General features: G+C 72.9%; 17 protein-coding genes and 2 tRNA genes. 11 read left to right on the forward strand and 8 right to left on the reverse strand.

The annotated features are described in order from the left end of the window. Positions 1–2: 2 nt before the first annotated feature. The 7 genes from ADK41_RS17035 to ADK41_RS17065 all read left to right on the forward strand — a co-directional run bounded on the left by ADK41_RS17035 (position 3) and on the right by ADK41_RS17065 (position 5,613). Entirely contained in the window at positions 3–542 is a 540-nt protein-coding gene (locus ADK41_RS17035; protein WP_037804760.1) for a GNAT family N-acetyltransferase, read from the forward strand. A gap of 30 nt (positions 543–572) precedes the next feature. Beyond that, the gene (locus ADK41_RS17040; protein ID WP_037804753.1) at positions 573–959 is read left to right on the forward strand and encodes an MmcQ/YjbR family DNA-binding protein; all 387 of its coding nucleotides are present in this window, start codon (positions 573–575) and stop codon (positions 957–959) included. Positions 960–1,040: 81 nt separating this feature from the next. Next, positions 1,041–1,114: transfer RNA gene (locus tag ADK41_RS17045), tRNA-Pro, on the forward strand. A gap of 252 nt (positions 1,115–1,366) precedes the next feature. After that, positions 1,367–2,650, forward strand: a complete 1,284-nt coding sequence (locus ADK41_RS17050; RefSeq protein ID WP_199821881.1) for an ABC transporter substrate-binding protein — start codon at positions 1,367–1,369, stop codon at positions 2,648–2,650. Further along, positions 2,647–3,576 carry a carbohydrate ABC transporter permease gene (locus tag ADK41_RS17055; RefSeq protein ID WP_030831077.1) on the forward strand — a complete coding sequence of 310 codons (930 nt, stop codon included), beginning with the start codon at positions 2,647–2,649 and terminating at the stop codon, positions 3,574–3,576. The genes ADK41_RS17050 and ADK41_RS17055 overlap by 4 nt, the downstream gene beginning before the upstream one ends. Next, positions 3,576–4,409 (forward strand): carbohydrate ABC transporter permease, encoded by an 834-nt coding sequence (locus ADK41_RS17060; protein ID WP_030831079.1) that lies wholly within the window; start codon positions 3,576–3,578, stop codon positions 4,407–4,409. Before ADK41_RS17055 ends, ADK41_RS17060 begins: the two co-directional genes overlap by 1 nt. 25 nt (positions 4,410–4,434) lie before the next feature. Further along, the gene (locus tag ADK41_RS17065) at positions 4,435–5,613 is read left to right on the forward strand and encodes an ABC transporter ATP-binding protein (protein ID WP_030831081.1); all 1,179 of its coding nucleotides are present in this window, start codon (positions 4,435–4,437) and stop codon (positions 5,611–5,613) included. Positions 5,614–5,619: 6 nt separating this feature from the next. On the opposite strand, the gene ADK41_RS17070 is transcribed toward ADK41_RS17065, so the two are convergent. The 5 genes from ADK41_RS17070 to ADK41_RS17090 all read right to left on the reverse strand — a co-directional run bounded on the left by ADK41_RS17070 (position 5,620) and on the right by ADK41_RS17090 (position 8,624). Continuing rightward, positions 5,620–6,147 carry an NUDIX hydrolase family protein gene (locus ADK41_RS17070; RefSeq protein WP_030831083.1) on the reverse strand — a complete coding sequence of 176 codons (528 nt, stop codon included), beginning with the start codon at positions 6,145–6,147 and terminating at the stop codon, positions 5,620–5,622. A 31-nt stretch (positions 6,148–6,178) separates the two neighbouring features. Continuing rightward, entirely contained in the window at positions 6,179–6,988 is an 810-nt protein-coding gene (locus ADK41_RS17075) for an SAM-dependent methyltransferase (RefSeq protein ID WP_030831085.1), read from the reverse strand. 116 nt (positions 6,989–7,104) lie between these two features. Beyond that, on the reverse strand, positions 7,105–7,761 hold the full coding sequence (locus tag ADK41_RS17080; protein ID WP_030831088.1) for an endonuclease: 657 nt from the start codon (positions 7,759–7,761) through the stop codon (positions 7,105–7,107). A gap of 5 nt (positions 7,762–7,766) precedes the next feature. Further along, on the reverse strand, positions 7,767–8,099 hold the full coding sequence (locus tag ADK41_RS17085) for a DUF3140 domain-containing protein (RefSeq protein WP_030831090.1): 333 nt from the start codon (positions 8,097–8,099) through the stop codon (positions 7,767–7,769). Between the two features lie 42 nt (positions 8,100–8,141). Continuing rightward, the gene (locus ADK41_RS17090) at positions 8,142–8,624 is read right to left on the reverse strand and encodes a Dps family protein (protein WP_030831092.1); all 483 of its coding nucleotides are present in this window, start codon (positions 8,622–8,624) and stop codon (positions 8,142–8,144) included. 371 nt (positions 8,625–8,995) lie between these two features. Between ADK41_RS17090 and ADK41_RS17095 the strand changes: the two genes are divergently transcribed. Together ADK41_RS17095 and ADK41_RS17100 are read left to right on the forward strand one after the other, a co-directional pair. Continuing rightward, positions 8,996–10,183, forward strand: a complete 1,188-nt coding sequence (locus ADK41_RS17095) for a thiolase family protein (RefSeq protein ID WP_030831095.1) — start codon at positions 8,996–8,998, stop codon at positions 10,181–10,183. Between the two features lie 75 nt (positions 10,184–10,258). Continuing rightward, complete coding sequence (locus tag ADK41_RS17100) at positions 10,259–11,032, forward strand: sulfite exporter TauE/SafE family protein (RefSeq protein WP_030831098.1); 774 nt, start codon at positions 10,259–10,261, stop codon at positions 11,030–11,032. On the opposite strand, the gene ADK41_RS17105 is transcribed toward ADK41_RS17100, so the two are convergent. After that, entirely contained in the window at positions 11,018–12,421 is a 1,404-nt protein-coding gene (locus tag ADK41_RS17105) for a diacylglycerol/lipid kinase family protein (protein ID WP_030831101.1), read from the reverse strand. The two genes, ADK41_RS17100 and ADK41_RS17105, sit on opposite strands and share 15 nt — an antisense overlap. Positions 12,422–12,542: 121 nt before the next feature. Here ADK41_RS17105 and ADK41_RS17110 point away from each other — a divergent pair, with 121 nt between their 5' ends. Next, the gene (locus ADK41_RS17110; protein WP_030831103.1) at positions 12,543–13,292 is read left to right on the forward strand and encodes a cobalt-precorrin-6A reductase; all 750 of its coding nucleotides are present in this window, start codon (positions 12,543–12,545) and stop codon (positions 13,290–13,292) included. A 222-nt stretch (positions 13,293–13,514) separates the two neighbouring features. Here the strand turns inward: ADK41_RS17110 and cobF are convergent, their stop codons facing one another. Together cobF and ADK41_RS17120 are read right to left on the reverse strand one after the other, a co-directional pair. Beyond that, entirely contained in the window at positions 13,515–14,288 is a 774-nt protein-coding gene (cobF, locus tag ADK41_RS17115; RefSeq protein WP_030831106.1) for a precorrin-6A synthase (deacetylating), read from the reverse strand. Between the two features lie 55 nt (positions 14,289–14,343). Continuing rightward, positions 14,344–14,874 carry a DUF309 domain-containing protein gene (locus tag ADK41_RS17120; RefSeq protein WP_030831108.1) on the reverse strand — a complete coding sequence of 177 codons (531 nt, stop codon included), beginning with the start codon at positions 14,872–14,874 and terminating at the stop codon, positions 14,344–14,346. Positions 14,875–14,974: 100 nt separating this feature from the next. Here ADK41_RS17120 and ADK41_RS17125 point away from each other — a divergent pair. Then, a tRNA-Pro gene (locus tag ADK41_RS17125) sits at positions 14,975–15,048 on the forward strand. Positions 15,049–15,060 lie beyond the last annotated feature (12 nt).

Genomic DNA, 15,060 nt, shown 5'->3' on the forward strand with positions numbered 1-15,060 from the left:
ACATCGAGAGCCTGGACGCCGCTCGACTCCGGGAACGGCTCCAGGGGTTGGCCGAGCTGCTGGCCGACACGGTGGACGGCGGCGCCTCCGTCGGCTTCCTCGCTCCGCTCGACCGCGCGGAGGCGGCCGTCTGGTGGCGGGAACGGTCCGCGGCCGTCGCCGCCGGCCGGCTCGCGGTGTGGGTGGCGCACGAGGAGCCCGCAGGGGTGCTGGGCACCGTGAGCCTCGCCCTCCCCGACAAGCCCAACAGCGCCCACCGCGCGGAACTGGTGAAGCTGATGGTGCACCGCGCGGCCCATGGCCGGGGCCTCGGCCGACGGCTGCTGACCGTCGCGGAGGAGGCGGCCACCGCGCGGGGTGTCACCCTGCTGCACCTGGACACCGAGACCGGCAGCCCGGCCGAGCGCCTCTACCGCTCCTCCGGCTGGACCCCCGTCGGCGCCATCCCCGACTACGCGGCGGACCCCGCCGGGGTGCTGCGGCCGACGACGATCTACTACAAGCGTCCGGGAGCGGGCCCCGCGTCGGCCGTCGTCGGGTGAGTGTCAGTGCCGGCCGCTACGGTGCCTGCCATGCCGGATGCAGAAGACGTACGACGGATCGCCCTGTCCCTGCCGGACACCACGGAGAAGGTCGCCTGGAGCATGCCCACGTTCCGGGTCGCGGGGAAGATGTTCGCCACCCTCCCCGAGGACGAGACCTCCATCGCCGTGCGCTGCCCCAAGGAGGAGCGTGACGAACTGGCCCTCGCCGAACCGGAGAAGTTCTGGATCGCCGGCCACGAGGCGCAGTTCGCCTGGGTCAGGGTCCGCCTCGCCGCACTGGAGGACGAGGGCGAGCTGCGCGACATCCTCGCCGACTCCTGGCGCCAGGCGGCCCCGCCCCGGCTCCTCGAGGCGCACCCCCGGCTGGGCCTGCCGCCCGTGGACGCGTGCGCCGGGCAGATCCCGCGGCCGTAAACGGGTGCGCGCTCACCGCCTGGAGTGCGGTATGGTTTCCGTGCGCGTTCGGCCCGGGGAATCCCCAGGTCAGACGGGCAACGGGACGTGGCGCAGCTTGGTAGCGCACTTGACTGGGGGTCAAGGGGTCGCAGGTTCAAATCCTGTCGTCCCGACTTGTCGAGCAGCAGGTCGGAGGCCGTATCGGGGAGACCCGAGACGGCCTCTTCGTCGTTTCCCCACGCGCCGGCCGGAGGGACCGCCGGACGACTCCACCCACCGCACCGGAATCCGTGCGTCGAGCGCCATGAGCGAGCCATGGGCGAATGTCCTTGATGTAAGCGTATGCCCTGTTTAACGTTCGCCGGGTAGGCACCGCCGCGGGAACGGACACCCGCGCCGCGATCCGGGAAGCGAGGTGGGGGCGCGTGCACGCGAGGCGCGGACGCACCGGAGGGCCGCGACGGACGCGGGCGCTGGTCGTGCTGACCCTGCTGGCATCGACGCTCGCCGCCTGCGGCGGCGACGAGGGCGCCTCCCGGCCCACCCTCAACTGGTACAACTTCCCCGACGACTCCGGCGCCCTGCAGAAAGCCGCCGACCGCTGCAGCCGGGCCTCCGGCGGCCGCTACCGCATCAGCTACGACAAACTGCCCCGGGCCGCCGACGGCCAGCGCCAGCAACTGGTGCGCAGGCTCGCCGCCGAGGACGACTCCCTCGACATCCTGGGCCTGGACGTCACCTGGGCCGCGGAGTTCGCCGAGGCCCGCTGGATCCGGGAGTGGACCGGCGAGCCGAAGCGCCGGGCCACCGAGGGCACGCTCCGCGTCCCCCTGCAGACGGCCACCTGGAAGGGCAGGCTGTACGCGGTCCCGTACAACACCAACACCCAGCTCCTGTGGTACCGCGAGGACCTGGTGCCCACCCCGCCGAAGACCTGGTCCGAGATGCTGACCATGTCCCGCAGCCTCGCCCGGCAGGGCAGACCGCACTACGTGGAGATTCAGGGCGCCCAGTACGAGGGCCTCACCGTCTGGTTCAACTCGCTGATCAACAGCGCGGGCGGCACCATCCTCGACCCGAGCGCCACCCGGCCCTCCCTCGGCCCGCCCGCCGTGCGGGCCGCCTCGATCATGCGGGAGCTCGCGAACTCCCCGGCCGCCGACCCCTCCCTGCCCAACCAGATGGAGGACCAGAACCGCCTGGCCATGGAGTCGGGCGTGGCGGCCTTCGAGCTCAACTACCCGTTCGTCTATCCGTCGATGAAGACGAACAACCCGCGGCTGTTCGAGAACTTCCGCTGGGCCCCCTACCCCCGCGTCGACGCCGACCGCCCCGCCCGCCCCACCATCGGCGGCATCGACCTCGCCGTCAGCGCCTACTCCCGCCACCCCGACCTGGCCTTCGAGGCGGCCCTGTGCCTGCGGAACCGGGAGAACCAGCTCACCGCCGCGCTCGAGGGCGGACTGCCGCCCACCCTGCGCGCCCTGTACGACGAGCCCGCCTTCATGAAGGAGTACCCCTTCTCCGAGGAGGTGCTGTCCGCCCTGGAATCGGCGAGCGTACGGCCGCTCACCCCCGCCTACCAGAACGTGTCGATCGCCGTCTCCCACACCCTGTCCCCGCCGTCGGAGATCGATCCCGGGAGCGCGGTCGACACCATCGGGGAACAGATCGACCAGGCCCTGCGATCCGAGGGTGTGATCCCGTGAGCACGAGGGCGGAGCCCACCGAGGGCAAGACGAAGGGCGGGAAGGCCCTCTCCGCCGGCGCCAGACAGGAGCGCCGCCTGGGCCGGCTGCTGTGCGCACCGGCCGTCCTCGTCATGACCGCCGTGACCGCCTACCCCATCGGCTACGCGGTCTACCTGTCCCTCCAGCGCTACGACCTGCGCTTCCCCGCTCAGGCCGAGTTCGTGGGCCTGAGCAACTACGGCGCGGTGCTGTCCTCCCCGTTCTGGTGGGACGCCTTCTGGGTCACGGTGTTCCTGACCGCCGTGTCCGTGGCCATCGAGCTCGTCCTCGGCATGGGCCTCGCCCTGGTGATGCACCGCACGCTCTTCGCACGCGGCACGGTGCGCACTGCGGTCCTCATCCCGTACGGCATCGTCACCGTCGTCGCCGCCTTCTCCTGGCAGTACGCCTGGACCCCCGAACTCGGCTACCTCGCGGAGCTGTTGCCCAGCGGCGACGCCCCGCTCACCGAACAGTGGCCCGCACTGTGGCTGATCGTCCTCGCCGAGGTGTGGAAGACCACCCCGTTCATGGCGCTGCTCCTGCTGGCCGGCCTCGCCCTCGTCCCCGAGGAGACCCTGAAGGCGGCCATGGTCGACGGCGCCACTCCCTGGCAGCGGTTCACCAAGGTCATGCTGCCGCTGATGAAACCGGCCATCCTGGTCGCGCTGCTCTTCCGCACCCTGGACGCGTTCCGGATCTTCGACAACATCTACGTCCTGACCGCGGGTGCCCACGGCACCGGCTCCCTGTCGATCCTCGGCTACGACAACCTGTTCACCGCGCTGAACCTGGGCATCGGGTCGGCGATCTCGGTCCTGATCTTCCTCTGCGTCGGGATCATCGCCTTCACCTTCGTCAAGCTGTTCGGCGCCGCCGCACCGGGCGCGGAGGTGAAGCGCTGATGGCCGCCGCGGGCACGTCGCACGCCACCCGATGGGGCGTCGTCAACGTCGTGGTGGTGCTGTACGCCCTGTTCCCGGTGTGGTGGATCGTCGCGCTGTCGTTCAAGGACCCCGGCACCCTCACCGACGGCGACTACATCCCCCGGGACTGGACCTGGGAGAACTACCGGGGCATCTTCGCGACCTCCGAGTTCACCCGGGCGCTGGTCAACTCGATCGGCATCGCCCTGATCGCCACCGTGATCGCGGTGATCCTCGGCACCATGGCCGCCTACGCGGTGGCCCGGCTGCGGTTCCCCGGCAAACGGCTGCTGATCGGCATGTCGCTCCTCATCGCCATGTTCCCGCCGATCTCCCTGGTGTCCCCGCTGTTCGACATCGAGCGGAGCATCGGGATCTTCGACACCTGGCCCGGACTGATCATCCCGTACATGACCTTCTCGCTGCCGCTGGCGATCTACACCCTGTCGGCGTTCTTCCGGGAGATCCCCTGGGACCTGGAGAAGGCCGCCAAGGTGGACGGGGCCACGCCCGCGCAGGCCTTCCGGCTGGTCATCGTGCCGCTCGCCGCTCCGGGCGTGTTCACCACGGCCATCCTCGTGTTCATCTTCTGCTGGAACGACTTCCTGTTCGCGATCTCGCTGACCTCCACCGAGTCCGCGCGCACGGTCCCCGCCGCGATCGCGTTCTTCACGGGCAGCTCGCAGTTCCAGCAGCCCACCGGGTCGATCGCCGCGGCCGCCGTGGTGATCACCGTCCCGATCATCATCTTCGTCCTGCTCTTCCAGCGGCGGATCGTCGCCGGACTGACCTCCGGGGCGGTCAAGGGATGAGCGTGAAGGCAAGGAGGCGCCGCCCATGGCCGAGATCGTCCTAGAGGGAGTCACCAAACGCTATCCGGACGGATCCCTCGCCGTGCGGGACGTGGACCTCGACATCGCCGACGGCGAGTTCGTGATCCTGGTCGGCCCGTCCGGCTGCGGCAAGTCGACCACCCTGAACATGATCGCCGGGCTCGAGGACATCACCGAGGGCACCCTGCGCATCGGCGGACGGGTCGTCAACGACCTCGCCCCCAAGGAGCGCGACGTCGCCATGGTGTTCCAGAGCTACGCCCTGTACCCGCACATGAGCGTGCGGGAGAACATGGGCTTCCCGCTGCGGCTGGCGAAGGTGGACAAGGCCACCGTCGACAGCAAGGTCGAGGAGGCCGCCCGGGTCCTCGACCTGAGCGAGTTCCTGGACCGCAAGCCCGCCAACCTCTCGGGCGGACAGCGCCAGCGGGTGGCGATGGGGCGGGCGATCGTCCGCGACCCCAAGGCGTTCCTCATGGACGAGCCGCTGTCCAACCTGGACGCCAAGCTCCGGGTGCAGATGCGCACCCAGATCTCCCGGCTGCAGCGCCGCCTGGGCACCACCACCGTGTACGTCACCCACGACCAGACCGAGGCGATGACGCTCGGCGACCGGGTCGTGGTGATGCGGCAGGGCCTGGTCCAGCAGGTCGGCACCCCCGCCCAGCTCTACGACACGCCGCGCAACCTGTTCGTCGCGGGCTTCATCGGCTCCCCGGCGATGAACTTCCTGGGCGCCTCCCTGTCCGGCGGCGTCCTGCGCACCCCGCTGGGCGACCTGCCGCTCGACGACCGCGTGCGCCGGGAGCTGGAACGGCGGGACGTGCCGCGCGAGGTGATCGTCGGACTGCGCCCCGAGGCCTTCGAGGACGCGAGCCTGGCGCACGGGACGGGCGGCCCCGTCGTCACCGCCACCGTGGACGTGCTGGAGTCGCTGGGCTCCGACGCGTACGTCTACTTCAGTGCGGAGGGCGGGCCGGTGACCACCGCCGAACTGGAGGAACTCGCCGCGGACTCGGGCGTGCGCGACACCGGGGCCCGGGGAGCCCAGCAGGTCGTGGCCCGGCTGAACGCCGCCACCCGGGCGCGCGAGGGCGTACCCGTCGAGCTCCGGGTCGACATGGGCAAGGCCCATGTCTTCGACCCGTCGACCGGCGCCAACCTCACCCGTGCGGGGGACTAGCCGGCGTCAGATCACACAGCCCGCGTGGGCCAGCGCCTGCTTCAGCAGCACCCCGTGACCGCCCGGCATCTCGCTCTGCACCGCCTGCGACAGGGCCTCCTGCGGACTGAACCACACCAGGTCGAGGGCGTCCTGCCGGGGCCGGCAGTCACCCGTCACCGGCACGATGTACGCCAGCGACACCGCGTGCTGGCGGGGGTCGTGGAAGGGGGTGATGCCCTGGGTGGGGAAGTACTCCGCGACCGTGAACGGCTGCAGCGACGCCGGGACGCGCGGCAGGGCCACCGGGCCGAGGTCCTTCTCCAGGTGGCGCAGCAGGGCGTCCCGGACCCGTTCGTGGTGCAGCACCCGGCCGGAGACCAGAGACCGGCTGACCGTCCCGTCGGGCCCGATGCGCAGCAGCAGGCCGACGCTGGTGACTTCACCGCTGTCGTCGACGCGCACGGGCACGGCCTCGACGTACAGGATCGGCATCTGGGCGCGTGCCATCTCCAGATCGTCGGAGGACAGCCAGCCCGGCGTGGTTTCGGTCATGTCAGACATTGTTTGATCATACTTTCAGCGGTCAGGGCTTCACGGCCACCGCGCCGTACTGCGGCACCGCGGCGGAGTCGGACGTGGCGCGCCACTGCGAGCAGGACACCAGACCGGGCTCGACCAGGTCCAGTCCCTCGAAGAACGCGGTGATGTCCGCGGCGCTCCGGGCGGTGATCGGGGGAGTGGCGTTCTCGTTCCAGAACTCCATGGCCGGAACCTGCAGTTCGCCGCCGACCTCGGGGTCGTAGGTGGGGTGCGTGAGGACCAGGAAGCTCCCCGGGGGAACCGCCGCCATGATCCGGCGGACGATCTCCCGGGCCTTGTCGGTGTCGAGCACGAAGTTGAGGATCCCCAGCATCATCACCGCGACGGGCCGCGTGACGTCCAGGGTCCCGGTGGCGCGTTCCAGTATGGCGTCCGGGTCGTGCACGTCGGCGTCGATGTAGGCGGTGGCGCCCTCGCGCGTGCCGGTCAGCAGGGTGCGGGCGTGGACGAGGACGATCGGGTCGTTGTCGACGTAGACGATCCGCGAGTCCGGCGCGATCCGCTGCGCGATCTCATGGGTGTTGTCGGCCGTCGGCAGGCCGGTGCCGACGTCGAGGAACTGCCGCACACCGCGCTCGGCGGTCAGGTACGTCACCGCCCGGCCCAGGAAGTCCCGGTCCGCGCGGGCGATGTCGCGGACGACCGGGTTGATCGAGGCGACGTGGTCGCCGACCCGCTGGTCGACGTCGTAGTTGTCCTTGCCGCCGATCCAGTAGTTCCACACGCGCGCGTTGTGCGCCACACCGGTGTTCAGCCTCGCCGAGCCGCTCGGCGGGGTGTGGCTCTCACTCACGGTCTCTCCCTCTCCCTCACCCGTACGGCCGCGATCGGGCCGCCGCGGCCATTGTGCCGCGTGGTGATCACGTTGTCCCGTGAATGGGGGAGCGGAAAAGCCCTGTTGACGCGAGGTCATGGGGTGCCGGCCCGGCCGAGCACGTCCTCGGCCACGTGCCTGTCGAGCGCCGCGCGGACCAACGCCGCAGCCAGGACGGCCGGTTCGGTGCGTTCCGCGAGGCCGAGGAGCCGGTCCGGATCCTGCGGCAGTTCCAACCGCCGCGCGCCCTGCAGGGCCTTGGCGTCCAGCCGTGGCGCGGCCTCCGGCCAGACGCGCTGGACCTCGCGCAGGAAGATGTCGGCGCCGACCGGGCCCACGCCGGGGAACTCCTGCAGCAGGCGGCGCAGTGCGCCGACGTCGCCGTCCGCCTCCTCGCGGAGCCGACGCAGGTCGCCACCCCAGCGTTCTGTCAACAGCTCGGCTTCGTCACCCAGTTGGGTCGCGGTGCGCTCGTCGTAGCGCCGGTAGCCGCCCCGGCCGAGCGCGTCCACCCGTTCCTGCCAGGTCGCCCCGGCCATGCGGCGCGGATCGCGCAGCCCCGCCTCGTGCAGGGCACGGGCGGAGGCCACGGCGATCGCCCCCTTGATCCGGGCGCTGAGCAGATGGGCCAGCACCAGCAGCCGGTACAGCGGCTGCGGGGCGTTCTTCAGTTCGATGCCGGCCTCCTCCGCGTACGTCCGGCCGTACGCGTCGACGAGGGCGCGGACCACCCGCCCGTCCCGGCCGGCCACGGCGGCTACGGCTTGAGCGGGTCGTGGCCGAGGGTCATCAGGCGGTGCCGACGGGGTGCGTCCTCGGCCACGGGCTCGTTCTCCGGGTCCGTCTGCGCGGTGACGGTGTCCACGACCTCCTCCATCACCCGCAGGTCGTCCGCGGTGAGGTCGGTGCGGCGTTTCTGGAGGATGGCGAGGACGTGCTGCCCCGTCTCGCCGCCCGCCCGGTCCGGCAGCGGCTCGGTGGTCTCGGCGGCGTCGCTCACCCGCAGCCAGGCCGCCAGTTCCGCCGAGGTCATGTTCACCACGCGGTGGAAGTCGTCCCACAGCGCGTCCCTCTCGAGGGCGTCGCTCATGATGTGCCCCTCACATACGTGCGTTCTCCGGCGCCGGGGCGGTCAGGACCGGCCCGAAAAGTTCTCCGCCTCGAACATCCAGCGCTGCTTCTCCAGGTCCGCGGTGATCGAGATCAGCAGGTCCTGGGTGACCAGGTCCGCCTTCTCGGTGACGTCGATGCGCTCGCGCAGGCGCGTGACGGCCGTGCCGAGCGCCTCCGTCATCACCTCCACGGCCTCCGAGTCGCGCAGCCAGCCCTCCTTCGGGGCCGGCAGCGAGAAGACCTTGGCGATGGTCTCCGGGCGGCCGTCCGGCGGCACACCGAGCGCCGCGGCCCGCTCCGCCACCGTGTCGGCGTGGGCGCGCGCGGCGGAGACCACCTCGTCCAGCTGGAGGTGGACGGAGCGGAACCGCGGACCCACGACGTTCCAGTGCGCCTGCTTCCCGATCAGTGACAGCCCGAGCAGGTCCACCAGGGTCTCCTGGAGGGCCTCGCAGGAAACCCGGCGGGCCTCGTCGGGCAGGGTGCTCCTCACAACGGTCATGGGGTGCTGTTCCTCCTTCTCGAATCGTCCGTGGTCCCGCGGAGCGGTGTCCCGCGCGGTCACCCGCCGCCGTGCATGCACACGCCCGACGGCGACGAGGTCCCGCGAAGCCGGCCCCGTCGATCCGGCGGGAAGGGCGCCTTCGGGCCCTCTCCCGTACGGGCCGCGCTCCGCAACCACTTCATGAACGCGCGGGTGCCCCCGGCCCTCCCGCACAAACACGGCCCCGGCCGCGCGGGCGGGGCGCGACCGCGGCCGCGGGATCTTCCCAGCGGGCCGTTCCGCGGTCTATAGTCCAAAACTAGCGGTGCTAATTAAGAGCAGTCGCCGATCCCACAGCACAGCCATCGGCATCGGTCAGGAGTCCTGTCGTGCGTCCCGTCCACTTCGCGGCCGCCCGCCGCACCCCCATCGGCAAACTGCGCGGAGCCCTCTCCACCGTACGGCCCGACGACCTCGCCGCCGCCGTGATCCGCGGCCTGGTCGCCGACGTGCCCGCGCTGGACCCGGCCCGCGTCGACGAGGTCTACTGGGGCGCCGCCAACCAGGCCGGCGAGGACAACCGCAACGTCGCCCGCATGGCCGCGCTGCTCGCCGGGCTCCCCGAATCCGTCCCGGGCGCCACGGTCAACCGGCTGTGCGCCTCCGGCCTTGAGGCCGTCACCACCGCCGCCCGCACCATCGCGGCCGGCGAGGCCGACATCGTCGTCGCCGGCGGCTCCGAGTCGATGAGCCGCGCCCCCTTCGTCCTGCCCCGCCCCGACGAGGCCCTCCCGCACCGCATGGAGACCGCCGACACCCGCCTCGGCTGGCGGCTGGTCAACCCCGCGATGAAGGAACTCCACGGTGTGCTGGCCATGGGCGAGACGGCCGAGGAGGTCGCCGTCCGGTACGGCGTCGCGCGCGAACGCCAGGACGAGTTCGCGCTGCGCAGCCACCGGCGCGCCGCCGAGGCCCGCGAGAACGGGCACTTCGACGACGAACTCCTGCCCGTGACCCGCCCGGACGGGGTGGTCGTCGACACCGACGAGTGCGTCCGCGCGGACACCTCCCTCGAGAAGCTGGCCCGGCTGAAGCCGGTGTTCCGCGCGGGCGGCTCGGTCACCGCGGGCAACGCCTCCCCGATGAACGACGGCGCCGCCGGCCTGATCCTGGTCAGCGAGGAGGCCCTCGACGAGCTGGGCCTGGAGTCGCTCGGCCGCTACGTCGCCGGCGCCTCCGCCGGCGTCCACCCGGACGTCATGGGCATCGGCCCCGTCCCCGCCACGCGCAAGGTGCTCGCCCGCGCCGACTGGGCGGTCGGCGACCTCCAGGAGGCCGAGTTCAACGAGGCGTTCGCGGCGCAGGCCCTGGCCTGCGTCGACCAGCTCGGCATCGACCCCGACCTGGTCAACCCCAGCGGCGGCGCGATCGCCCTGGGCCACCCGCTGGGCTGCTCCGGCGCCCGCATCCTCACCACCCTGCTGCACCGCATGCGCCGCACCGGCGCGGAACGCGGCCTGGCGACCATGTGCGTGGGCGTGGGACAGGGGAGCGCGGTCCTGGTCGAGAGGCACTGACCATCGCGCCGGGGCGCCATCGGGCGAGACGTCCTCACCGGCGTCGTCCGCCTGCGCATAGCATCTGTCCTCGCAATGAACATGATGACGCTCTGGCACCTCAACGGCTGGGAATTCGCCGCGCTCGCCTTCGCGGCCCTGCTCGTCGGCTTCTCCAAGACCGCCGTCAGCGGGGCCAACACGGTCAGTCTCGCCGTCTTCGCCGCCGTACTGCCCGCCAAGGCCTCCACCGGAGTCCTGCTGCCCATCCTGATCGCCGGGGACGTGCTCGCCGTCCTCACCTACCGCCGGCACGCCCACTGGCCCACGCTGTGGCGGCTGTTCCCGGCGGTCGCGGCGGGCGTCGTCGCCGGGACCCTGTTCCTGGTGTGGGCCGACGACGGGATCGTACGGAGCTCCATCGGGGCGATCCTGCTGCTGATGGCCGGGGTGACGATGTGGCGGCGGCGGACGGCCGACGCGGACCGGGGACCCGACGCGGTCGCCACCCGGGCGGGCCGTGCCAAGGCCCGCTCCTACGGCGTGCTCGGCGGCTTCACCACCATGGTCGCCAACGCGGGCGGCCCGGTGATGTCGCTGTACCTGCTCTCCGCGGGCTTCCGGAAACTCGGCTTCCTCGGCACCTCGGCGTTCTTCTTCCTGATCGTCAACACCTCCAAGCTGCCCTTCAGCGCCGGTCTCGGCCTGATCGACGCCGACTCGCTGCTCCTCGACGCGGCGCTCGTGCTGTTCGTGGTGCCCGGCGCGCTCCTCGGCACGTGGGCGGTGAGCAGGATCGACCAGCGGCTGTTCGAACGGCTGGTGATCGCGGCGACGGTGGTGGGCGGCGTACAGCTACTGGTGCCCTGAGCGGGGCCCGGCCGGCCGCTGCGGCCCGTGGGGCGCCCCGTGGGAGTGGCGCAGACGGCTCGGCGCGGCGGTACGGCCGACCGTCGCCGCCAGCTTGCGCAGCCGCCGCCAGTCCAGTCGCGGCGGGGCCTGCGTGACACCGGGCCGCCTGCGCGGGACCCGGACGCGCAGCGCGCCGGGCGCGATACGGCAGTGGACGGGGGCGGGCAGCACCATGGCCTCCCCGTCGACCCCGGCCTCGATCTCCGCGCGGTCCGCCTCGATGAGGACCTCGGTGGCGGTCATGATGGTCAGCCCGCTCGGCTCGGGGTTCAGCAGCAGGGCGGCGGCGCTGATGGCGCCCTCCAGCTTCACCCCGAGGACGCCGAGCGCGGCGGAGTCGAGCCGTTCCCGCCGGCCGAGGCCGAAGGGGTCGCCGGTGCGGTAGGGATTGTTGCTGACCAGCACGGCCTGCGGCGCGACGAGCGTCGTGCCCCCCGCGCGGGCGACCAGCCGGGGCCCCTGCTGACCGGTGAGCAGATCGGGCAGCATCTCCAGGCTGGTGCCGATCTTGTCGTCGCGGTAGGCGGGGCTCTGCACGATCGCCGCGTACGCGCCGAAGGAGGCGTTGTTCACGAACGGCTGCTCACCCGCGAAACCCAGGTCGACGCGGAGTTCGACGCCGTCCGTGAGCGCGTCGAGACAGGCGGCCGGGTCGCCGCGGTCCAGGCCGAGGTCCAGGGCGAAGTGATTGCGCGTCCCGGCGCTGATGACGAGGAACGGGATGTCGTGCTCGGCGGCCACGGCCGCCACCAGCGCCTGCGTGCCGTCGCCGCCGGCCGCGCCCAGCAGGTCCGCGCCGTCCGCGACGGCGGCCCGGGCCAGCGCGGTCACGTCGTGCTGCCTGCCGGGTTCGAGCAGCACCACCCGGGCGCCCAGGCGCTCCGCCTTCTCCCGCAGCCGGAACCTGCCCACCTTGCCGCCGCCCGACCGGGGATTCATGATCAGTACCGGCTTCCGGGGCGGCGGCAGCCGCCGCTCCCGCACCTGGACCTGCCCGCCGCCCGTGCCCCGCAGCGCGAACCTGCCGCTCCACACCGCCAGGCCCCACAGGGTCAGGGAGACCAGCAGCGCCCAGAACAGCGTCACCGCGAACAGGGCGATCAGACCGGCCGGCACACACACGGCGACCAGCGCGGACACCCACCGCAGCGGGCCCCGCAGGGTCAGCGCCCACCACACGGCGGCCGCGCTGAGCCCCAGTCCCGCGACCCCGCACACCAGCAGCAGCAGACCGCGCAGCCCCCCGTAGACGAGGGGAGTCGCCACCGCGAGCGCGGCGGCGGCCAGCGCCCCCCGCGCCGCCCACCGCTGGGCGTGATAGCCCCGCCCGCTCCAGTCCACGGCCATGCCTCCTCCAGTCACCCGGCGTCATCGTAGGGCGTGCGCGCAGGCGTGTACGACCGGATGCCGATCTTCGACGGGCGGGCCGGCGCCGGACACGGCGTCCGGGCCCCGTACCCTCGGCGCCATGTCCCCCCACGTCCTGGTCCTCGGCGGCACCACCGAGGCACGCGCACTGGCCGGCGAGCTGTCCGCCCGCCCCGGAACCAGGGTGACCACCTCCCTCGCCGGACGGGTGAGACGGCCGGGCGCGGTCGCCGGCGAGCTGCGCGTCGGCGGTTTCGGCGGCGCGCGGGGGCTGGCGGACTGGCTGCGCGAGCAGCGCGTGGACGCGGTGGTCGACGCCACGCACCCCTTCGCGCGGGCCATCACGGCGAACGCGGCCCGGGCCGCCGGCGCGACCGGACTGCCGCTGGTGGTCCTGCGCCGACCGGGCTGGCGACCGGGCCCGCGCGACGACTGGCACCCGGTCCCGTCACTGGACGCGGCCGCCGACCTGCTGCCCCGGCTCGGGCACCGGGTCCTCCTCACCACCGGCCGCCTCGGTCTCGCGGCCTTCGCCCACCTGACGGACCTGCGCTTCGTCGTCCGGTCGGTCGAGCCCCCCGAGCCGCCCGTGCCGCCGCACACGCACGTGCTGCTGGCCCGCGGCCCCTTCACCGTGGCCGACGAGACGGCCCTGCTGCGCGAGCACCGCCTCGACGTCCTGGTGACCAAGGACAGCGGCGGCACGGCGACCGCCGCCAAACTCACCGCGGCCCGCGACCTCGGCCTCCCGGTCGTCGTGGTGCGCCGCCCGCCGCTGCCGGACGGTGTCACGGCGGTCGAGGACGTGCCGACGGCCCTGCGCCGACTGGACGCCCTCGCCCGGCCCTGAGCCGGACGGCTCGCCTCGAGCCCGGCCGTGCGGGACGCGGTCGATCGTCGGCTTCACCGAGGTCCGCGGCCCGGGCTTCCGGGCCGTCGTGGTGCGCCGTCCGCCCCCGCCGTGCGGTGTGACCGCCGCCGGCGGCGTCCCGGGGCCCGCGCCGAGCGGACACCCCCCGGCAGGCCGTGACCGGCAGGCCGTGCCGACGGCCCGGCACACCCGGCCGGCCGCTCAGCCCTCGGCCGGCCTGCGGCGCAGCAGATACGTGTCCATGATCCAGCCCTTGCGCTCGCGGGCCTCCGCACGGAGCCGCTCGATGCGGGGAGCCGCCTCGGCCAGCGGCCCGGAGACGAGGATCTCGTCCGGCGTGCCGATGTAGGCGCCCCAGTAGATGTCGACGTCCTGGTCGGCGTACGCGCGGAAGGCCTGGTGGGCGTCGAGCATCACCACCACGTCGTCCACGCCCTCCGGGAACCCCTCGGCGAGCCGCCGGCCCGTGGTGATCTGCACCGGACGGGCGACCCGGCTGAGCCCCGTGCGGTGCCGGGCCACCAGGGCCGAGACGCTGCTGACGCCCGGTACGACGTCGTAGGCGAAGGCGACACGGCCGCGCTCCAGGACCTCCTCGAGGATGCCGATCGTGCTGTCGTACAGCGCCGGATCGCCCCACACCAGGAACGCCCCGGTCCGGTCCTCATCCAGTTCCTCGGAGATCATCCGCTCGTAGAGGTCCGCGCGGGCGCTGCGCCAGTCCCCGACGGCGGGCGAGTAGGCCGGACCTCCGGCAGCCCGGTCCCGCTCCGGGTCGCGCGCCTCGACGACGCGGTAGGCGCCCTCCGGCAGGTGCGCGTCGAGCATGTCCCTGCGCAGCCGGGTCAGGTCCGCCTTCGCCTCGCCCTTGTCCAGGAGGAAGAACACGTCCGTGCTCCGCATGGCCTTGACCGCCTGCAGGGTCAGCTGGTCGGGGTCGCCCGCGCCGATACCGATGACATGAATCTCTCGCACGCCCCGAGTCTGCCGCACGCCACCGACAGCGCGTGCACCGCACCCGGTCCCTCCGTCAGGAGACGGTCCCCCGCAGCCGGGGCGCCCGCGCCCCCGCGTCCACCGGAGCGCCCGCCTCCACCTCGGCGGCCAGGGTCCGGGCCCAGGCGATCACACCGGAGAGGTCGATCCCGTGCGGCCGGCGCCCGCCCCCCGCCGTGGCCCACGCCTCCGCCGCACCGGCCCCGCGCCGCAGCAGCCGCGCCCCGCCGGTGGCGTTCCCGCGCGCGGCGTGGGTGAGCCCCACGGCGAGCTGGGCCAGCCCCCGCCACAGTTCGCGCTCCTCCTCAGGCCCCGACTTCCAGGCGTCCTCGAACACCTCGTGGGCGTGGAACGGCTTCCCCTCGTCCAGCAGCCGCTGCGCCTCCGCGACGCTCTCCTCCGGCCGCCGCACGACCCCCTCGGGCTGCCGGGGCACCCCCGGCGCGCCGTACGGCAGGGGCCGCCCGAGCCCGTCCCGCGGCCGGGCGTTGCGCGCCCGCCCCTCACCGTCCCGGTCCCGCGCGGTGGCCGTCCGGCCCGAGGATGTGCTCTCCGTGCTGCCCATACGCCGATTGTCCCGCGCCCGGCCCGATTCGGGTCGCCCCGGGGGCGTGGGGTAAAGTGCTGTTCGCGCGATCACGCGGATTCACCCCACGCGATCGCACCGGGACGTGGCGCAGCTTGGTAGCGCACTTGACTGGGGGTCAAGGGGTCGCAGGTTCAAATCCTGTCGTCCCGACTTTGCGAAGTC

It is taken from the genome of Streptomyces caelestis (genome assembly GCF_001279005.1).
Classification (GTDB): domain Bacteria; phylum Actinomycetota; class Actinomycetes; order Streptomycetales; family Streptomycetaceae; genus Streptomyces; species Streptomyces heliomycini.